This is a genomic window from Mesotoga sp. H07pep.5.4, from assembly GCF_003664935.1.
GTDB lineage: Bacteria > Thermotogota > Thermotogae > Petrotogales > Kosmotogaceae > Mesotoga > Mesotoga prima.
The window spans coordinates 260,627-279,946 of sequence record NZ_JFHM01000007.1 but is presented as its reverse complement, the minus strand read 5'-3'; the positions used below and the strand labels follow the sequence as shown (position 1 = coordinate 279,946).

Annotated in this window: 18 protein-coding genes; 8 read left to right on the top strand and 10 right to left on the bottom strand. The window is 45.4% G+C overall.

Annotation, left to right across the window (positions count from 1 at the left end):
• Window positions 1-405: 405 nt before the first annotated feature.
• The 3 genes from Y696_RS14265 to Y696_RS05810 are packed head-to-tail and all read right to left on the bottom strand — an operon-like array spanning window position 406 to window position 1,298.
• A complete protein-coding gene (locus Y696_RS14265; protein WP_259459860.1) occupies window positions 406-750 on the bottom strand; it encodes a nucleotidyl transferase AbiEii/AbiGii toxin family protein in 345 nt (114 codons plus the stop codon).
• A gap of 21 nt (window positions 751-771) precedes the next feature.
• A complete protein-coding gene (locus tag Y696_RS14260; protein WP_259459859.1) occupies window positions 772-1,050 on the bottom strand; it encodes a hypothetical protein in 279 nt (92 codons plus the stop codon).
• On the bottom strand, window positions 1,014-1,298 hold the full coding sequence (locus Y696_RS05810; protein ID WP_147431770.1) for a DUF6922 domain-containing protein: 285 nt from the start codon (window positions 1,296-1,298) through the stop codon (window positions 1,014-1,016). The genes Y696_RS14260 and Y696_RS05810 overlap by 37 nt, the downstream gene beginning before the upstream one ends.
• Window positions 1,299-1,571: 273 nt before the next feature.
• Between Y696_RS05810 and Y696_RS05805 the strand changes: the two genes are divergently transcribed.
• Together Y696_RS05805 and Y696_RS05800 are read left to right on the top strand one after the other, a co-directional pair.
• Complete coding sequence (locus Y696_RS05805; protein ID WP_006486317.1) at window positions 1,572-1,844, top strand: AbrB/MazE/SpoVT family DNA-binding domain-containing protein; 273 nt, start codon at window positions 1,572-1,574, stop codon at window positions 1,842-1,844.
• Window positions 1,845-1,853: 9 nt separating this feature from the next.
• Entirely contained in the window at window positions 1,854-2,291 is a 438-nt protein-coding gene (locus Y696_RS05800) for a putative toxin-antitoxin system toxin component, PIN family (protein ID WP_121509916.1), read from the top strand.
• Between the two features lie 822 nt (window positions 2,292-3,113).
• Here the strand turns inward: Y696_RS05800 and Y696_RS05790 are convergent.
• Window positions 3,114-5,201, bottom strand: a complete 2,088-nt coding sequence (locus Y696_RS05790) for an RND family transporter (RefSeq protein WP_121509914.1) — start codon at window positions 5,199-5,201, stop codon at window positions 3,114-3,116.
• A 121-nt stretch (window positions 5,202-5,322) separates the two neighbouring features.
• Between Y696_RS05790 and Y696_RS05785 the strand changes: the two genes are divergently transcribed.
• From Y696_RS05785 to Y696_RS05775, 3 genes are all read left to right on the top strand, one after another.
• On the top strand, window positions 5,323-5,793 hold the full coding sequence (locus Y696_RS05785; protein ID WP_121509913.1) for a MarR family winged helix-turn-helix transcriptional regulator: 471 nt from the start codon (window positions 5,323-5,325) through the stop codon (window positions 5,791-5,793).
• Between the two features lie 11 nt (window positions 5,794-5,804).
• Window positions 5,805-6,821 (top strand): NAD-dependent epimerase/dehydratase family protein, encoded by a 1,017-nt coding sequence (locus Y696_RS05780; protein ID WP_121509912.1) that lies wholly within the window; start codon window positions 5,805-5,807, stop codon window positions 6,819-6,821.
• 844 nt (window positions 6,822-7,665) lie between these two features.
• Complete coding sequence (locus Y696_RS05775; protein ID WP_006486329.1) at window positions 7,666-7,848, top strand: hypothetical protein; 183 nt, start codon at window positions 7,666-7,668, stop codon at window positions 7,846-7,848.
• Between the two features lie 885 nt (window positions 7,849-8,733).
• Here Y696_RS05775 and Y696_RS05765 read toward each other — a convergent pair.
• The gene (locus tag Y696_RS05765) at window positions 8,734-9,279 is read right to left on the bottom strand and encodes a GNAT family N-acetyltransferase (RefSeq protein ID WP_183084180.1); all 546 of its coding nucleotides are present in this window, start codon (window positions 9,277-9,279) and stop codon (window positions 8,734-8,736) included.
• A gap of 303 nt (window positions 9,280-9,582) precedes the next feature.
• Here Y696_RS05765 and Y696_RS05760 point away from each other — a divergent pair, with 303 nt between their 5' ends.
• The gene (locus Y696_RS05760; protein WP_183084179.1) at window positions 9,583-10,689 is read left to right on the top strand and encodes an iron-containing alcohol dehydrogenase family protein; all 1,107 of its coding nucleotides are present in this window, start codon (window positions 9,583-9,585) and stop codon (window positions 10,687-10,689) included.
• A 1,301-nt stretch (window positions 10,690-11,990) separates the two neighbouring features.
• Here the strand turns inward: Y696_RS05760 and Y696_RS05750 are convergent.
• Window positions 11,991-14,081, bottom strand: coding sequence for an RND family transporter (locus Y696_RS05750; RefSeq protein ID WP_121509908.1), 2,091 nt, complete (start codon window positions 14,079-14,081; stop codon window positions 11,991-11,993).
• Window positions 14,082-14,202: 121 nt separating this feature from the next.
• Between Y696_RS05750 and Y696_RS05745 the strand changes: the two genes are divergently transcribed.
• Both Y696_RS05745 and Y696_RS05740 read left to right on the top strand, forming a co-directional pair.
• Window positions 14,203-14,688, top strand: coding sequence for a MarR family winged helix-turn-helix transcriptional regulator (locus tag Y696_RS05745; protein WP_099771745.1), 486 nt, complete (start codon window positions 14,203-14,205; stop codon window positions 14,686-14,688).
• The gene (locus tag Y696_RS05740) at window positions 14,685-15,701 is read left to right on the top strand and encodes an SDR family oxidoreductase (protein ID WP_121509907.1); all 1,017 of its coding nucleotides are present in this window, start codon (window positions 14,685-14,687) and stop codon (window positions 15,699-15,701) included. The genes Y696_RS05745 and Y696_RS05740 overlap by 4 nt, the downstream gene beginning before the upstream one ends.
• A gap of 1,119 nt (window positions 15,702-16,820) precedes the next feature.
• Here the strand turns inward: Y696_RS05740 and Y696_RS05730 are convergent.
• The 4 genes from Y696_RS05730 to Y696_RS05720 form a co-directional block, all read right to left on the bottom strand.
• Window positions 16,821-17,216: a hypothetical protein gene (locus Y696_RS05730; RefSeq protein ID WP_121509905.1), complete on the bottom strand. Its 396-nt coding sequence runs from the start codon at window positions 17,214-17,216 to the stop codon at window positions 16,821-16,823.
• Window positions 17,217-18,362: 1,146 nt separating this feature from the next.
• Window positions 18,363-18,803, bottom strand: coding sequence for a nucleotidyl transferase AbiEii/AbiGii toxin family protein (locus Y696_RS05725; protein ID WP_259459858.1), 441 nt, complete (start codon window positions 18,801-18,803; stop codon window positions 18,363-18,365).
• 17 nt (window positions 18,804-18,820) lie between these two features.
• Window positions 18,821-19,006 (bottom strand): hypothetical protein, encoded by a 186-nt coding sequence (locus tag Y696_RS14255; protein ID WP_259459857.1) that lies wholly within the window; start codon window positions 19,004-19,006, stop codon window positions 18,821-18,823.
• Entirely contained in the window at window positions 18,970-19,254 is a 285-nt protein-coding gene (locus tag Y696_RS05720) for a DUF6922 domain-containing protein (protein ID WP_121509904.1), read from the bottom strand. Before Y696_RS05720 ends, Y696_RS14255 begins: the two co-directional genes overlap by 37 nt.
• Window positions 19,255-19,320: the final 66 nt, after the last annotated feature.

The window sequence follows — 19,320 nt, the reverse complement described above, 5'->3', positions numbered from 1 at the left end:
TGACATTATCATCCCGTAGCATTTCGAATAGGGGACTGACGATCTCCTGACGTCCCTGTCTATTCACAAGTAAGGCTTCTCGAAGATATTCGCGAAGAACCGTGATCCTGACCAGTAGCATTGTCAGGATGACTGCCTTTGGTTCTTAGGAATGTGTTACATCCCGTCATCTGAACTCAATTAAGCATCTTGTTCTTCAAACCCGATTCTCATAACCCGGTTTTCTTAACCCGATCCTCGTAACCCGCTCTTGGACTCTGCTCTTTCCCCGCGAAGCGGGCATTGCGTCCTGCAAGGCAAATGGTACTTGGATCTGCCATTATTGAGCGAAGAACAAGGCCCTCGTTCTGAAAGAAAGAACTGATTACTGAATGCAAGAAACAAAGCTAATGCTTAGGTAAATGGCTAATCTTGATCGAGCCTAAGCAAACTTTTTGCTACAACGAATAGCTCTTTGTTTTTCCCTTCCAGCAATTCTTTTACTTCTTTCCAAGTCAAGACTGCTTCTAAAGGATCGGGGGAATTCTCCACGTCATTGAAATAAGTTACAGCCCGTACTATATGGTAAAGGTCGACTTCTTCACCATATTTTTTGACAAAAGCTTGAAGGACTTTTTCCGAGGACTCTCTCTTCAGAATTTCCGCGAGATCGAAGTAATCCTTCTTTTCCGCTCTTGCGGCTATAGCACTAATCTTCATGGCAGAGATATCGATTACCGAAGCCACTTCCAGTGACCTATACTTGTCCAAAGGTTCAACTAAGGCATAATGCTATTCAAAACAACTTCCACGGACACCGTCAATGTCAGCTTCAAGGTTACCTATCTGAATCCTCACATTTTCTATGCAAACACCCAATTGCTTCAAATAGTAGAGAAGAACTTCTGGCCTGAAAGACTCAGCTGTAAAGAAAGCCAGATCAAAACTCACACGGTGTTCATAGTACATCGCCAGAGCTGTATCGTCTGCAAGATAAAAATCGGGAAGTTTACTCTCAAGAAGATCTAGAAGATTCACCGTCCGTGATGAAAGTTTGCCTGTTCTAAGCATCTTGTTATCTCCGATCTAGGAATATTCAGAATGAGACTCCAGAAGTTTGCGGTAGCCAGACCGATTATCCTGCTTCTTTTAACAACCTCAGCAATCTCTTCAGAATCATATTCAGAAAGGAGATTCACAACATCCCGCATCATCCCGTATTCCAAAACCCTCGAAATAATGAAGAATTTGTCTTTCTCCTTGTTAAGTTCTCTAACATCCACATCCCAGAAACATGTAGTACTTAGCTTCAGAGCCATATACTTCACCTTATCAATTTTATCATTTGAAGCCCGGCAAACCTTTCTTCTTATAAATAGCCTTTGACCGTTATACACGAAGAACCCGCTCAGCTTAAAGTCAGAAACAGGTCGCTTTGTCATTTGAGCCTGTTTCAGCACTTCTATTCTCTTTCATTGCTAGTCATTGAAAGACAAACACAGGGGTTAATTAGTTCCTGGGGTACATTTTCGCTGTAGAATTGTCAGATGATATAATAATACTAATACAGTAATATTATGAAAGGGGATTATATGGAATTAGTTAAAGCGGGAAGAAGTAGACAGGTCACGATACCAAAACAGATATTCGACTCTCTTGGATTGAAGGAAGGCGACTATGTACAGGTCGAAGTGGAAGAAGGAAGAATAGTTCTTACGCCTGTTGCAGTGATCAACAAGGAGAGGGCAAAGTCAGATTTTTTTCAGTTAGTTCAGAGAGTGAGAACCAATGCTGAGTCTTTGACTGAAGAGGAAATTGAAGAAGAAATCCGCGAAGCATTAGAGGAGTCAAGAAGAGATAAGTGAGTCAAAGAAATGGAAAGAGTCGTACTTGACACCAATGTTCTAATATCTGCGATCATATCTAGCAAGGGTTCTCCTGCAAAAATCCTTGATCTCTGGAGAGAGGGTGCTTTTGATCTAGCTTTCTCTGAAGCGACTCTTAAGGAGCTTATTAATGTCCTCTCGCGTCCTAAACTGTTACTCATCACCGGAATCAATGAAGATGAGTTAAACAGGTTACTATCTTACTTGAGGAATAGCTCGATAGTAGTTGACTCATCTGAAGATATCTCAATCGCTATCGAAGACCCTGATGATACCAAGTTCATTTCATGTGCACTTCAGGCAGGCGCAAAATACATTGTATCTGGCGATCATCACCTGCTTGATGTCGGGAAATTCGAAAGAACTTCAATAGTTACGCCAGCGGAATTTCTTAGAACATTCGCGTCCTTTAAAAATGATTCTTAAGCACAGGGCAGGCACAACAATTCTAGTCATTCATACAGAAGTAATGACACGATGAGATTCTTGATTCTGGCTTCAAAATAGTCTCCTATTAATTAATACAAGATGCGATTGTTAAGAATGGCTAATCGCTTAACGCTTGCAAGAGCTGAGAAAGAGGATATCCGAGAGTCCGCTGCGCTCACGAGAGGACAACAGTAAAAATAGAGACTGACCTACTCCTATAGTATGTCCCTTTTTCGCGTAAAAGGCAGAGAATCCAACCAGGACCTTTTTCGGGCGAACGGCCGTTCGCCCCTACAAGAGAACTGCACAATCATCTGAAATTGTCATCCCGTGATGGTTCTGCACGGGATCTCCCACTTCAAAACCTGCTTCTTATGACCCGCTCATAGTTACCCGTATTTCCTAACCCGCTCTTCTAACCCGATCCTTCGTTTTCTACATCGTAAAGCGGTCAGCGTTTATTATGCAGTCGGCTCTTTTGCCTGCAACTAACAACTGGAACTTGGAACTGCACTTAAGAAAGGAAGGAGATTCGCCATGGATCGGGCAGAAAAAAACGAGAACGGATCTCCTGCCAGAGACCCGCTCTCAAAAAAACAAAATAACAACCAAGTCAATGTTAGCATTTCTACTCAGAAAGTGACTAATTCTGCCTACAGTTTCTGCAACAGTGATATTACTTCGTCCATTTCCGCAAAAAAAGTGAAGGGTTTTGGTTCTAAAGTTTCTTATCCAACCCGGAACCCCGGACCTGCAAAAAAGTCTCTACAGCCGTCCGTCTTCAAACTGATTCTCATCTCGCTTTCTTAGTAAGAAGAATCAATGCTTAGACATCTTCCATTTGCTGATGATTGTTGGAATGAGGGTGAGAGTGACTATGGCGCCGGTAACCATTCCTATGGCAAGAAGCAGCCCGAGTCCTGAGAAGAGTTTCAAGGGCGCAAAGACAAGCGTGGCGAAACCCGCCGCAAGTGCAATGGTATTCGAGAGTACCGCTGGTCTGACTTCCTCTCTTGCCTTATAGATGTCTTTAGTCTCTATGAATCTATTGATCAGATGAATTGCATAATCTATTGTCATTCCCAGAAGAATTCCAGCGACTATTGCCGTCGAGATTTCCAGCCTAATACCCAGTATCGCCATGTAAGAGAAATTGAAGAATACAGACAGGGCAATTGGCAGAACAGAAACCAAAGCCAGCTTGAAAGACCTGAAAACGATTATCAGGAGCAATGTTATGACTACTAAGGCCCACAGTATTGTACTGACCTGACTACCGAGTATCTCGTTGTTTACACCGGATATTATCAACAACGGAGAAGCTACGTAAGGAGAATACTGGGGATACTTCTCGAGTATTTCCTTCAAATCATCTTCGAGACGCTGGGAGCTTACTGCATCGGTATTAGGTGTCTTCACCAGTAGCCGTAATGAGTTTCCAACCATGTACTGCTGAACAGGTAGATCTCCGCTGCGCGCCGCTAGCTGTAGGATCGGCAGCGGTATGTTGAACGCGCTGGAAACATCCATTATAGAGGAAACGCCCTTGACCTCTTCTAGCTGGTTTATGTCGGAAATTAGGTTCGAAATGATTTGTGCATCGGCGCCGGTGTAGATGCTCTTCTTGTCAAGGATAACGTAAAAAGGCATGTTCCATCCGAACTCTTCTCTGATAGTCTCGGCCGATTTCACGATCTCGGAGCTCTTTCTGAAATAATCGAACTGGTCGAAGTTCCTTTCTATTCTAGAAATGAGAAAGGGTGAGACGACTGCAAAGACTATTATCACTAGAAGTACTGCCTTGTCGATCTTAATTGCTCTTTCTCGTGTTGGCCCTTTGAACCTGAGCTTTCTCTTCACTGCCGGGAGATCTATGAAATAGAGAGCAGCGGGAAGCATAAGCAAGACAAGCGCCGAGCTCATCATGATCCCAAGCGAGACCATTATACCCAGTTGCCTGAAGGCCTCAAGGCTACTCACCAAGAATGTCAGAAAACCGACCGCCGTCGTAAGCGCCGAGAGAAATACCGGTATGAGCTCTTCGCGTATTGTACGTTTCAGCGCAATATTTCTCTCAAGAAATCTTCTGTTTGTAATGTACCGGTCTACAAAATGGAGTCCATAAGACGACGAGATTATAACTATAAAGAGGCCGACCGTAGATGTGAGAATGTTTATATCCAAACCGATCATTACGCTAAAACCGTAAGTCCAGACAGCGGCAATGATTGAAAGAATCGAAGGAATGATGGCCGCCCTGACGCTTCCAAGCCTCAGAAAGTATATGAAACAGATTAGCCCGAAGAGGATGGGGGGATATACCACCAGAAGCGCCAGTATGGAGCTGTTAAGCTCTTGATCGACTATTGGCTCACCGCTGGCGTAGAACTCCATACCTACGAGCGAATCGTTGGCCACTTCAAGAATCCTTTTCACATCTGCACCATCGGTCACATTTATCGGAATTAGTGCAACTTCGCCTTTCTCGTTCAGAAGGTTGTCCAGATAGAGTGGATTATTCAGTATCTCGCTGACATTGTCATTAGGAAGTCCTTCCACGAAGTACGGCTCAACGTTAGTGCCCCCAATCAGACTAACCTTCGCTGCATCCTGATAGGAGTTGTAACTAACTACTCCCTCGACCGAGGAGAGTTTCTGGAGGAAGTTATGGATCTTGAGTGAGTTCTCTTTCTTGAAAAGACCGTCCGTCTTGACTACAATGATAATCTGCTTCTCACTTCCGAAAAGATTCTCCATCATTCTCATGTTTTCTCTCGAAGGAGATTTCTCTGGCAGAAGGAATTCGCTGGAGACGCTGATCTCCATTTTTAAGATAAAGAGCCCCATTACTACAGTGATGATTGCGAACAGGGCGATTATAGATATGGAGATCTTACGGTTGATCATTTTGAACTCCCCCTTTGATAGAATTCTACTACTATCTCGGGAAAAGTTATGTTTATGTACAGTAAAATTTGTTGATCGTTCAATACTTTAACTGTTATAATAGTCAAATGGGAGGTGCAACATGACTATGGAAGGCAATGAAATCAGTCCGGAAAAGATTCTGGAAACGGTATTCGATCTGATCCGGAACTTCACCAAGTTCTTCTCATTCAGCATAGAAGCCGAAGAGATGAAGGCAATAGAGCTTTACATCTTGTTATATGTTGCACTCAAAGGCCCCCAGAGCATGTCCTCGCTGGCAAAGGAATACTCAATGACGAAGAGTAATATCACCGTTCTTGTGGACGACATGGAGAGTAAGGGATTGCTTGCCCGCATTCGTTCAGAAGAAGATAGAAGAGTGATCATGATAACCCTTACAGATAGCGGCAAGAGCTTTTTCGAGAGTTTTTTACGCAACTTCTCGAAGTTGATCTCAACGTTCATTAGAAACGTTGGAAGCGAAGATCTCGCGATCATCACCGATGGTTTCGAGAGAATTACTAGCATAGTTGTCGATGAGAAATTCATCGACTCCGGTGGCAAGAACTGAGGTGATAAGGCATGATTCTTGTAACTGGTGCGAGCGGTCACGTCGGTAACGTCCTAGTCAGAGAGTTAGTTAATAGGGGCGAGAAAATAAGGGCAATTGTCCTGCCAGGAGAAGATGTCTCTATGTTCAAACTTGATAGAGTAGAGATACTTCGCGGCGATATAAGGGACAGGGATTTCGTGATCAAAGCCTGTGAAGGAATAGAGACCGTCTATCATCTGGCAGCATTGATTTCCATAATGCCAACCATGAAAAAGCAAGTGAGGAGTGTCAACGTAGGCGGTACGGAGAACGTTATCCATGCCTGCAAGGTTCAACATGTGGGAAAGCTAATCTACACGAGCTCCATCCACGCCTTTACGGAGCTAGAACCGGGAAGCGTGATAGATGAGAACGTCTCGTTCAACCCGGCTCGAACAAGCGGTGTCTACGGTAAATCCAAGGCGGAAGCTGTGCTAAACGTCCTCACGGCAGCAAGAGAAGGGCTGAACGCCGTCGTACTTTGCCCGACTGGCATCATCGGTCCTTTCGATTACAAACTTTCCGAAATGGGAAACATGATAAGGCTCTTCGCAACAGGCAAGTTGAGAGTAGGAATCGAGGGGTCTTTCGATTTCGTAGATGTGCGAGATGTAGTGAGATCGGAGATAGAAGCCTCAATAAAGGCCAAGGCCGGAGAGGTCTACATTCTCGGCGGCGAAGTGATCTCGATCCGTGAGCTGATTGACATACTTCACCAATTAACCGGTCGAAAGAAAGTAGATGCTTTCCTGAAGAGCACCACCGCTTACGTACTTTCAGCCATGTCGACACTGTACTATATGATCTCGAAGACGAAAGCTGCTTTCACTCCCTACACAGTTCACACGCTCACCAGAAATTACAGGTACTCTCATGAGAAGGCTTCAAGAATTCTAGGTCACTGTCCGCGAAAAGTATCAGAGTCTTTGAAGGACGCTGTCGAGTGGTTATCAGGATATGGGATCATCAGACTGCAATCAAAGCTGAACTCTGCAGGACCGTTTTAGACACTTCACCGCTAGGAAGAGAATCATGTAGGCGCTAAGATAGCAATTACGGCGTTGAATGCACTAGAGAGACTGTGCTGCTAAAAATATGTTTCTCTTTCTGTTTCTCGCTTCTTTCATCCCGTACTTGCCGTTTAGGCAATTCCGATAGCTTTTCGACCTAAATTGACTCTTCACCTCCTCTGGCAACAGCAAGCGTCATTTTCTCGCGGTGCTATTCTCAATTACATGGATGGTCTTCCCGGCCTCGATTCTGACGAAGACATCCTTGGATCCAGTAACTTACATTTCTTACTATTAAACAAAGAAGTGCATTACTAAATGTTAATAATCGAGTCTGTCACCAATGGTCTAGCCTTACTATTCAACAAAGAAGTGCATTACTAAATGTCAATAATCGAGTCTGTTACCAATGGTCTAGCCAAGGGTCAAGAAAATTGCGCTACTAATGTATACGAATGATTCATTCGTAAGAATAATAAATTGGATTAGATACAAATGCACCCTCTTTTTGCCGTATAATGAGGAGCTTGATTAATATTCAGCAGACCTTCCTTTAGGGACAGACTCCATTATTTACATTACGGTAATATAGTTTTCCATTCAGTCAAAAAAGGTCCGCAGTCACCGGTCCTCCGTTGTTTGTTAGAATAAGAGAGGCAGGGGATGCAAGATAAGTCCAGTCCTTGGTTATAGCCTGCGAGGCCCAGTTGGGCAAGAACATCTTGCATCCAAGAGTGTTCAGGAACGATAGTAGAATATCCGGAGCAGGAATGCTTCAGGACCAAAACAGCGGTAAACGAAACACTCAACAAACTGCCAAACAAGCAACGGAGGTGCAGTTATGGAGATAGTTGGAATTGATTGGGGAAGAAAGAAGCATTACTGTTATCTTTTGCACCAGGGTAAGAAGTTAGTTTTAAAGAACAAGGAAGAAGATTTTGCGAAGCTTCTGAAGATAAAGGAGGCGGTCTATGTTATTGAGGATGGCAATAACAGGATCGTCGATTATCTTCTAACATACTGACCTTCCTTTAGGGACAGACTCCATTATTTACATTACGGTAATATAGTTTTCCATTCAGTCAAAAAAGGTCCGCAGTCACCGGTCCTCCGTCCTCCGAGACGAAAGCAGCGTCTTAGAGAAGAAACATTGTTCTTTGTTTCGGAGCAGAAAAAGGATCTGTTCTTGGTTAGTCAAAGTGAGATCAAAGAGATAAATGTGGCGGGGTAAGTTTCATCACCAATCTTACTGGTTTCTTCTCTCTCTCTCTTCTCTCGTGAGCGCAGCGAACCTCTCCACAACGCTGTTTCTCAATGGTCTTTGTTTGCCCGACGAAGTCGGAACTGGCCTCGCGGAAGGCGAGACTGGCCAGGCGGAGCCTGACTGGCCTGCGTTAGCAGACTGGCTCCCAAATGTTCCTAAGGTCCCATTTTTCGCGTAAAAGGCAGAGATTCCAACCAGGACCTTTTTCGGGCGAACGGCCGTTCGCCCCTACAAGAGAACTGCACAATTATCTGAAATCGTCATCCCGTAAAGCCTGCCCTGATTATCCTGCCCCAATGTGTGCCTCTTTTGTCATCCCGCACTTGTTTCGGGATCTTGGTTTCGTTTCTATCCAAGGACGGCTTCATGATCTTGAACGGCAGCGACGGACAGGTCTTGTAAGCGTCAGGCTGCTCTTAAACGTTTGTCGATCTTTAAGTCCAAGATCCCGTACAGGAGCATTACGGGATGACAATATGGGGGAATCGCGGGATGACACCCCTAAACGTCATCCTGACAATGCTCCTGGTCAGGATCCCTATTCCAATGGACGTCGAATCTTTGTCGATTAGCCGCTCCATGCACTCAACTATATCTCGATACTTTTTAATGACCTGCGCGGAGTTCAAATATCTCACAAACTAATCACTCTAAAGTGAATTCAAGCTGTATATTGAAGGGTTCTCGCGAATAGATCTCCTCGTTTATTTCGGCAGCAGGAAGGCATCCCAAAGATTCATAGAAACCCTGGCTCTCTATTGATGGATGTGTTGAAATATACAATTTCTTTGCGCCTCTTTTCTTAGCGTTTTCGCAGCACAACGCGAAGAGTTTTCTGCCAATGCCTTTCCCTCTCATCTCGCTTGAGACGTGCATAAACGGCATCTCTAAATACTGATTCTCGCTTCCGAAGAAAGAGTTATCCACAGATGCAAAGCCTACGATTGAATTCTGGAGAAAGGCACCAGCAACGAATCGTCCAGATTCCATACAGCTTCTTAAACGCTGTACCACTTCAACCTTTTTCTCGGAATCCCAATCATCTATGAACTCATCATGAATATAGACAAAACTCCCATCCGGCTCCTTAAGCTTGATTTCGCTCGTAGTCTGATACCTATCAAAACTCTCCAGAGCCTTATCTTCTAGATCCTTTAATGCTATTGGTCTTATTTCCGGATAATCATCCAAAGGACTCTCTCCTTTCATCTGATAGGGCATCAGGGGCACAATTGTGCCCACTCAATTGTATACGCTGGTGAAGGCAAAATTCTATAAAAATCCGATACAATTAGTTTTATGCACTTGCAGAATTTCTAAGAGTGTCGAGGCTTCATAAATGCGTTGGTCAGGCCTCCTTTTTCCACTTATGAGGAGCTTCTTTAGCAAAAGGAAAAATCATCGAAATCGCGTTTTTCTATACCGACTGTTATAATTTTTCTGGAAGCTCATGCACATTTGATCTTCTCATTATCCAATACTAAAGGTGATGAATTGATCGACCATTCGACGAAATCCATAGAGATTCCCAAATACATAATAGTCAAGAACAAAGCAACTGAAGAACTAGTCCCTTTTCTTGAAATGATGAGGTTCAAGAATGTATGTGTCGCAACCCAGGAAAATCTGGTCGATCTAATGCCTGATATTCAAAAGGTAATAAATCGCAATCACTATTCCATTTTCTACGTAGAAGAGAGACCGAATCTCAGTCATCTAATGAACAGACTTGATTCAGTTCACGATCTACACCCCGATGCGCTCGTCGGAATAGGAGGAGGCTCGGTTCTTGATACTGTCAAGTTTTTCGCTCACATACTCAACATTCCATTGATTTTAGTTCCCACTCTTGCCTCAAACGATGGGATTTGCTCCCCGGTTGTGTCCCTAAAGCTCGAAAACGGTAGAAGCGACAGCTTCAGAGCAAGAATGCCGTTCGCCCTGTTCGCAGATACGGGTGTCATTTACAATGCGCCAAAGAAGTATCTATATGCTGGCCTGGGTGACGCAATCTCAAATGTCACAGCCATTCTCGACTGGGAACTCGCAGCCAATATGACTGGCGAGCAAATTGACTACTTTGCAAAGACGTTGTCAGTTATGAGCTATAAAAGTCTTCTCAACTTCAAGAACGCTAATTTCGCCGACGAGGATTTCGTCGAAACTCTTGTCAACTCATTAATCACAAGTGGAATATCCATGGAGTACGCAGGAAATTCCCGACCTGCTAGCGGTTCCGAGCATATGCTATCTCATGCTGCAGACGTAATTTTCGACATGGCCTTTCTTCATGGTCACCAGACTGGCTTCTACACATGCGTAATCCTTAAGGCCTATGGAACCGAGCTGTACGAAAAGGTTCTTGAATTTCTTTCCGATCTTGGCTTTTTCGCCTGTGTACCCGAAGAGTTATTTAACAGAGACATATTTGCAGAAGTGGTGAAGTTGGCTCGTTCAATAAGAAAGCGATATACAATTCTGAATACGCTCAATGATGATCAGCTCCTGAGAATCTTCGACGACACAGTTTCGGAAATCAAATACGCCATATCTCACGCAAATCCTGAAGTTCCTGCAGGAAAATCACTTCGCACTCTGTAACTGCTAAGAGACAATAGCTAACTTACTCCCCAACCAGCCTTTGTCCCTGCAAATCGCGCTTGCGCAAAATCCGGAAAGAGAGCCTGATCGCATCCAGTCGTTTTTCACCTTTTTGCTCACGCGGCAAGATGCTGTTCCGATGTCGCTTACTTCATTACCCAAATTTGCTCGGTATCTGGTCTGTGATCCTCGAGGGGCCAGAGTTATCTTGCATCCCATGACTCTTTCATTCTAACAAGTGAAGAACGGCACCATGATTTTGGGCTGGCAGCGAAGGGTGGCTCTTCGCAGCGGAGAGCGTCTCCATCCAAGCGCCCAACGGCATTCAAGACCTGGATGCTGAAACAAGTTCATGACGCGAAGAACAGGGTATCGATTACAGGGTCTCGGGTGTCGAGAAGAAAAAACTCACCGTTTAGGTATTTTCACGTGTCAATGCAGAGACAGTCATCCAGGTAGCGCCTTCAGGAGGTCCCACACATTGTCATCCCGAACTCGTTTCGGGATCCGTTCTTCAAACGCATCTACGATGATGAATCCGTGAATTTGAAAAGTTTGAGAGCAAAGAACAAGATGCTGAATCAAGTTCAGACACGAAGAGCAGGGTATCGATTACAGGGTATAGGGTCTCGTGAAGAGAACTGGCAATCATTTCAGGGTTTCAATGCAACTGATGAAGTTATCCGTGCAGCGGGTTTGGGAAGTCCCTCACTCTGTCATCTCGAACTTGTTTCGGGATCTTTGTTTTTTTCTTTGCGGAGGGTGGAGGACCGTTGACGGACAACGTTGTCTTCACAGCGTTCAGCGGGTTTTGGTTCTTAAGCGTCCAGCGGTTTTTAGAACGGGATGCTGAAACAAGTTCAGTATAACTGAATGGGTGGTTTTCGGAATAACCACTCGTCGTCGTCGCACAGAGCTTGCCCTGAAATGCCTCTGTTCAGCGTCATCCCGAACTCGTTTCGGGATCCGGTTTTGATCTTATCCAAGGACGGGTCCGTGATTTGGGACGAGTAACGATGGACGGGTCTTGTAAGCGTCAGGCTCCTCTTAAGCGTATGCCGTTCTCTAAGTGCAAGATCCCGTATAGGAGCACTACGGGATGACGGAAGAAAAGTTTGTCGGGGCAGGCTCAAAATAGATCTGAAACGAGTTCATGACAGCAGTTGAATTATCCCGTTTCAGGTCTAGAGCTTACAAGTGTTCTCGGCCGTAAAGCGGAACTGGCCTTTGCGAAGCAAAGACTGGCCACCAAAGGTGACCGACCTCTGCCAAACTAAGAGACTGGCTTTTATTTCACTCTTTTATCGATGAGTGGACATCTTCCATTTACTGACGATTTTTGGTATTAGCGTGAGAGTTACTATGGCTCCGGTAATCATTCCGATCGCAAGCAGCAGTCCGAGCCCAGAGAAGAGTCTCAACGGTGCAAAGAGGAGCGAGGCGAATCCCACAGCCAGAGCTATCGTGTTTGAGAGTATCGCTGGTCTGACTTCCTCTCTCGCCCTGTAGATGTCTTTGGTGTCCATGAATCTGTTGATCAGATGGATTGCGTAATCTATTGTCATTCCCAGAAGTACTCCAGCAACGATTGCTGTAGAGATTTCCAGCTTTATGCCCAGTATCGACATATAAGAGAAGTTAAAGAATACCGACAGGGCTATCGGAAGAACCGACACAAGTGCCAGCTTGAAAGACCTGAAAACGACAATAAGCAGCAGAGTGATGACTACTAAGGCCCAGATAATTGTGGTGACCTGACTGCCAAGTATCTCGTTGTTCACACCGGATATGATTAACAGCGGCGATGCTACGTATGGTGAATACTGTGGATAGCCCTCCAGTATTTCTTTGAGGTCGTTTTCTAAACGCTGAGAGTTAACCGCATCGGTATTGGGAGTCTTAACCAGCAGCCGTATTGAATTCTCGACCATATATTGCTCGACGGGCAGATCGCCGTTACGAGCCGCTATCTGAAGTATCGGAAGTGGAATGCCGAAAGCGCTTGAAACATCCATTATAGATGAAACTCCCGTGACCTCTTCGAGCTCGTTTATTTCTGCGATGAGCTTAGACAAGACCGAAGCATCGGGACCCGTATAGAGGCCGTTCTTATTTAGGATAACTAAAAAGGGCATGTTCCAGCCGAACTCCTCTCTTATCGTTTCGGCAGATTTGACGATCGACGAGCTCTTCTTGAAATAATCGTACTGGTCAAAGTTCCTATCGATTTTCGAAATCAGAAAAGGCGAGACGACTGCAAAGACGAGTATTACTACGAGCACCACTGTGTCGATGTTCTTTGCGACTTCTCGTGTTGGAGCTCTAAACCTTAACTTTCTTTTTACCGCAGGCAGATCGACGAAAACGAGCACGGCGGGAAGCGCTATGAGTACGAGCGCCGAACTCACCATTATCCCGAGAGAGACCATTATGCCCAGTTGCCGGAAGGCTTCTAAGCTGCTAACTAAGAATGTAAGAAAACCTACGGCCGTTGTAAGCGCCGAGAGAAAAACTGGTATCAGTTCCTCGCGTACGGTCCGCTTAAGCGCAGCGCTCCTTTCGAGAAATCGCCTGTTTGTGATGTACCTATCTATGAAGTGCAGCCCATAAGACGATGAGATTATAATTATGAAAAGGCCCGCAGTTGAAGTCAGAATGTTTATATTCAAACCTATCATCACGCCGAAGCCGTAGGTCCAAATAGCCGCGATAATTGAAAGAATCGAAGGAATGATTGCCGCCCGTACACTTCCGAGTCTCAGGAAGTAGATGAAGCAGATTAATCCGAAGAGAATGGGGGGATATACTACCAGAAGCGATAATATGGAACCATAAAGTTCTTCATCGATAATAGGTTCGCCGCTGACGTAGAACTCCATTCCCTCAAATGATTCAGCGGCAACTTCCAGGATCGCTTTCACATCTGCATTCTCAGTTACGTTTATAGGAATCAGTGCGACTTCACCGTTCTCGTCAAGAAGGTTGTCGAGATAGAGCGGGTTTTGCAGTATCTCGCGAGCGTTCTCCTTCGCAACCCCGTTCTCAAAATATGGCTCGACATTCGTCCCGCCGATCAAACTAACCTTCGCCGCATCTTGATAAGAGTTGTAACTGACTACTCCCTCTATCGTAGAGAGCTTCTGGAGGAAATCGTAAATCCTGAGTGAGTTCTCTTCCTCGAAAAGACCATCCGTCTCAACTACAATAATAATCTGCTTTTCACTCCCGAATAGATCCTCCATCATTCTCATGTTTTCTCTAGAGGGAGACTTCTCTGGAAGAAGAAATTCGCTGGAAACGTTTATTTCAACTCTAAGAATGAAGAGCCCCATCACTACCGTAACGACGGCAAACAAGGCTATTATAAAGATAGAGATCCTTCGATTAATCATAGTGGATTGCCCCCTTTACAGAATTTTACTACGATTTCTTGGAAAGTAATGTATATGTACAGTAAAAGATGTTGATAGTTCAGAAGCTAAACTGTTATAATTATCTCGTTGGAGGTGTGGAATGACTGTAAGAACCAAAGAGTTAGGCCCGGACAAGATACTGGAAGCGGTGTTCGACCTGGTAAGGAACTTCACGAAGTTCTTTTCCTTAAACGTTGAGGCCGAAGAGATGAAGACAATAGAGCTCTACATTCTTTTGTTCGTTGCACTCAAGGGGCCCCAGAGCATGTCCTCACTTGCAAAGGAATTTTCAATGACAAAGAGCAATGTCACCTTCCTCGTTGACGATATGGAGAGCAAAGGCTATCTCGCCCGTATCCGTTCAGAAGAAGACAGAAGGGTCATCATGATTACACTTACTGAACGCGGTAAGGCTTTCTTTGAAAGCTTTTTAACGAACTTCTCCAGACTGATCTCAACGTTTATAAGAAAAGTCGGTGCCGAAGACCTTGCGATAATCACTGACGGATTTGAAAGAATAACCCGGATTGTTATAGACGAAGAACTAGTCAGTTCCGATGAAGGAGGCAAACCTGATAAGTCATGATACTGGTAACCGGTTCCACCGGACACGTTGGTAACGTTCTCGTCAGAGAGCTTGTCAGCAGAGGTGAAAGCGTAAGGGCCGTTGCTCTCCCTGGAGAAGATACCTCTATGATAGAGCTGGAGGGTGTAACGATCCTCCGAGGCGATATTCGAGACAGAGACTTTGTGATAGAAGCCTGCGAAGGAATTGACACGGTCTATCATTTGGCAGCGCTCATATCCATTATGCCTACCGATAAAAAGCGCGTTCTGAGCGTTAACGTTGGCGGCACAGAAAACGTAATCCGCGCATGCAAGAAGCAGAAAGTCGAAAGGATGATCTACACAAGCTCGATACATGCCTTTACTGAGCTTGAACCGGGTAGCGTGATAGATGAAAACGTCCCATTCAACCCAGCGCGTACTAGCGGCGTCTACGGTAAATCCAAGGCAGAAGCCGTGCTGAATGTATTGACGGCCGCCAGAGAAGGCCTGAACGCCGTTGTACTCTGCCCGACAGGAATCATAGGCCCATTCGATTACAAGCTTTCAGAGATGGGCAACATGATAAGGCTCTTCGCCTCCGGTAGGCTTAGAGTTGGCGTCGACGGATCCTTCGATTTCGTCGATGTCCGTGATGTGGTCCGATCGGAAATTGAGGCCTCCGCGAAGGCAAAGCCAGGCGAAGTCTACATTATCGGCGGAGAGAGCGTCTCGATACAGGAGCTTACGGACATACTCCACCAGATAACAGGCAAAAAGAGAATCGGCACCTTCTTGAAAAGCACTAGCGCCTATTTGCTTTCGGCCTTTAGTACACTCTATTACATGATCTCAAAAACGAAGGCCTGTTTCACTCCGTATACGGTCCATACACTCACCAGGAACTACAAGTATTCTCACGAAAAAGCCTCTAAAGTATTGGGCCACAATCCAAGGAAAGTCTCTGAATCAATCAGAGATGCCGTCGAGTGGCTATCCGGTTACGGCACGATCAAACTGCAGTCAAAGCTAGACTCTCAGCGTCCGACATAAACCCTTTTCATCTGGCAACAGTAATTTGATTACGACAGAATGCACGAGAACTTATTCTGAAAAGAGAAGCTCCTTACTATTATTCGCGCCAGTTAACAACATCACATCACGTCTGAACTTGTTTCAGCATCCCGTTCTAAGAACCGCTGGACACTGTAAAAAACCGTCCTTCGTCGCCCGTCCAAGATCATGGACCCGTCCTTGGATAAGATCAACACCAAGATCCCGAAACAAGTTCGGGATGACAATGTGAGGTCACTTCCGAAACGCCGCATTCAGTCATGCTGAACTTGTTTCAGCATCTCGTTCTAAGAACCGCTGGACGCTGGCTAGAAGACGCTGACCGCTGTGAAGAGCCGTCCTTGGTCCTTCGCCCGTCCAAGATCATGGACCCGTCCTTGGATAAGATCAACACCAAGATCCCGAAACAAGTTCGGGATGACAATGTGAGGTCACTTCCGAAACGCCGCATTCAGTCATCTGAACTTGTTTCAGCATCTCGTTCTAAGAACCACGGGACGCTTCCAGGAGACGCTGAACGCTGTGATGACAACGTTGTCCGTCAACGGTCCACCGTCCTTCGAGAGGATCAAAACGGGATCCCGAAACAAGTTCGGGATGACAATGTGTGGGACCTCCTGAAGGCGCTACCTGGATGACTGTCTCTGCATTGACACGTGAAAATACCTAGACGGTGAGTTTTTTCTTCTCGACACCCGATACCCTACACTCGATACCCTGCTCTTCGTGTCTGAACTTGTTTCAGCATCGTTCTAAGAATCGCTGTGCGCTTAAGAACGAAGACCCGCTGGTCGCTGTGAAAGCCAGTTCACTGCTGACTGTGTAACTAAGGACCGGCTTTTATGGCCGACGAAGTCGGAACTGGCCTCGCCGAAGGCGAGACTGGCCAAGCGGAGCCTGACTGGCCTGCGTTAGCAGACAGGCTCCCAAATGTTCCTATGGTCTGTCCCGCTTTTCGCGCGTTGTCCGTCTAGCCCTCTCCACTTCTCGCTCCTCCGAAGGACGGGTTCATGATCCTGGAAGGACCAAGGAAGGCTCTTCCGCTCCTTAACTAACCAAGAATCTAGACACGTAGGCTCGAAGAACGACTCTTTTTCGCTATTCCGTTCTCTGGGCCGTCCAGTCATGAGGTCCCGACTTGTAACTGCTGTTGATACAAACAGTCGCGGTACCGGTCATCCCAACTGAATCGAATTTTCCTGTGAATTGAATCGTCTCTCCTCCCTCATAGCTTGAATAGAGAAAGCTGATGTTGTCCTTCGAAGTCGTACCGGAGATTGTGCCATAATTCTCGTCGTTCCCCAGATAGCCGGAGAGATTGCCCTTCTCGTGGGTGGTGATCTGCATGAACGCCGTGAAGGTTTCTGATTCACTTTTGATTACTGAAAGATTCCATGTGCCTACAAGACTTCTGGTTTTCGCAACCGATGGACACGCGCTGAGCAAAATGACAACTGCAATCGCTATAAGGAGCATAAAAGTTACGCGTTTCATACTCGACACCTCGCTAGAAAGAGTAATGATACAACTTGGATAAGAATCAAAGTGACTCAAACGACAACGAACTGAATTCATAAACCAGCTTGCGCATCTAGAATCTCTAAGCGTTTCTCAGAAACAGACGGATCGAAAACCGCGCATTCAGAACTTGACGTTACTATAGTACTCCGAATGGGAGTTATTATGACAGACTCATAATACTCTTTCTGCTTCTAATCTTTTTATGAATAGTCTTTAATAATGACGCAGACTAATCACTCTCACCAAATCCTTGGGAAAATGTTTTGCGTTCCCGGTAACAATCGGAGCACGTGAAGCGCTTGCAACTTCGATAAAAGGTAGATCCGATAAATCGGTATGCTGTATAGAGACGAGTGCGGAAACAGGGACTGACGATTCTCCTTACGTCCCTTTTTCGCGAGGGGCAGAGATCCTGACCAGGAGCATTGTCAGGATGACGTGAAGGGAAAGCCTGCCCCAAATCAACTCACTTTGTCATCCCGTAGTGCTCCTGTGCGCGATCTCGCCCAGAGAACTGCTGTACGCTGAAGACCTTGAACAGCCGAGAAAGATCGAATTTGAGATGTTCGCTTCGCACACGAGAGGACAACAGCAAAAATAGAGACTGACCGACTCCTATAGTATGTCTTTTTTTCGCGTAAAAGGCAGAGATTCCAACCAGGACCTTTTTCGGGCGAACGGCCGTTCGCCCCTACAAGAGAACTGCACAATCATCTGAAATTGTCATCCCGTAAAGCCTGCCATGATTAGCCTGCCCCAATGAGCGCCTCTTCTGTCATCCCGTGATGACTCTGCACGGGATCTCGCTCTTTCTAAACCCAAGATCCGGCTTTTCGTTCTTATCGGAGGACGGTGGACGTTTTACTGTTTACCTGATAGGCTTACTGCGAAGCTGCATCACTTCCTCGCGCCAGAGAGCCTCACTTCCCCAGATATTTGACTCCACGGAGCGAATCGGAGCCTATGTAAGAAATAGCTAAACTTTTTTTATACCTTGCGTCCTGCAATTAGCAAAATGGTACTTGGATCTGCCGTTATTGAGCTAGGAGCAAGGTCCTGGTTCTGAAACAAAGAAATGATCGCTGAATGCGAGAAACAAAGCTCATGCTAAGTAAATGTTTAATCTTGATCCAGCCTAACTAAGCTCTTCGCTACATCGAATAGCTCTATGTTTTTCGCTTCCAGGAATTCTTTCACTTCTTTCCAGGTGAAGGCTGCTCCTAATGGATCGGGCGAGTTCTCCACATCATCGAAAAAAGTTACAGCCCTTATTATATGGTAAAGATCAACTTCTCTACCATACTTCTTGACAAAAGCTTGAAGAACTTTCTTCGAGGGCTCTCTCTTCAGGATTTCCGCGAGATCGAAATAATCCTTCTTCTCTGCTCTTGCTGCGATAGCGCTAAGCTTCATGTCGGCGATTTCGATTACCGAAGCCACATCCAGAGACCTATACTTGTCCAAAGGTTCAACCAACGCATAATGGTATTCAAAAAAGCTTGTACGGACACCCTCAATCTCAGCTTCAAGGGTACCTGTCTGAAGCCTCACATTCTCCACTGAAACACCAAACTGCTTCAAATACTCGAGAGCACTTCAGGCCTGTAAGACTCAGCTGAGAAGAAATCCAGATCGAAACTCACACGGTGTTCATAGTACATAGCCAGAGCTGTATCGCCTGCAAGGTAAAAATCCGGCAGTTTATTTTGAAGAGTATCTAGAAGATTTACCGTCTGAGATGAAAGTCTTCCGGTTCTAAGCATCTAGTTATCTCCGATCTAGGAATATTCAGAATGAGACTCCAGAAATTCGCAGTAGCCAGACCGATTATCCTGCTTCTTTTAACAACCTCAGCAATCTCTTCAGAATCATATTCAGAAAGAAGACTTACAACATCCTCCATCGTCCCATATTCCAGAATCCTCGAGATAATGAAGAACTTGTCCTTCTCCTTGTCCATTTTCATGATATCCACATCCCAGAAACACGTGGTCCTTAGCTTCAGAGCCATATACTTCACCATATCAATTCTATCATTTGAAGTCTTACAAACCTTGATTCTTACTTGAACTGCGTT

Coding starts and splice junctions, on each gene's coding strand:
- Y696_RS14260 (WP_259459859.1), bottom strand. CDS start 1,050: ATGCTTAGAACAGGCAAACTTTCATCACGGACGGTGAATCTTCTAGAT.
- Y696_RS05810 (WP_147431770.1), bottom strand. CDS start 1,298: ATGGCTCTGAAGCTAAGTACTACATGTTTCTGGGATGTGGATGTTAGA.
- Y696_RS05805 (WP_006486317.1), top strand. CDS start 1,572: ATGGAATTAGTTAAAGCGGGAAGAAGTAGACAGGTCACGATACCAAAA.
- Y696_RS05800 (WP_121509916.1), top strand. CDS start 1,854: ATGGAAAGAGTCGTACTTGACACCAATGTTCTAATATCTGCGATCATA.
- Y696_RS05790 (WP_121509914.1), bottom strand. CDS start 5,201: ATGATCAACCGTAAGATCTCCATATCTATAATCGCCCTGTTCGCAATC.
- Y696_RS05785 (WP_121509913.1), top strand. CDS start 5,323: ATGACTATGGAAGGCAATGAAATCAGTCCGGAAAAGATTCTGGAAACG.
- Y696_RS05780 (WP_121509912.1), top strand. CDS start 5,805: ATGATTCTTGTAACTGGTGCGAGCGGTCACGTCGGTAACGTCCTAGTC.
- Y696_RS05775 (WP_006486329.1), top strand. CDS start 7,666: ATGGAGATAGTTGGAATTGATTGGGGAAGAAAGAAGCATTACTGTTAT.
- Y696_RS05750 (WP_121509908.1), bottom strand. CDS start 14,081: ATGATTAATCGAAGGATCTCTATCTTTATAATAGCCTTGTTTGCCGTC.
- Y696_RS05745 (WP_099771745.1), top strand. CDS start 14,203: ATGACTGTAAGAACCAAAGAGTTAGGCCCGGACAAGATACTGGAAGCG.
- Y696_RS05740 (WP_121509907.1), top strand. CDS start 14,685: ATGATACTGGTAACCGGTTCCACCGGACACGTTGGTAACGTTCTCGTC.
- Y696_RS05730 (WP_121509905.1), bottom strand. CDS start 17,216: ATGAAACGCGTAACTTTTATGCTCCTTATAGCGATTGCAGTTGTCATT.
- Y696_RS14255 (WP_259459857.1), bottom strand. CDS start 19,006: ATGCTTAGAACCGGAAGACTTTCATCTCAGACGGTAAATCTTCTAGAT.
- Y696_RS05720 (WP_121509904.1), bottom strand. CDS start 19,254: ATGGCTCTGAAGCTAAGGACCACGTGTTTCTGGGATGTGGATATCATG.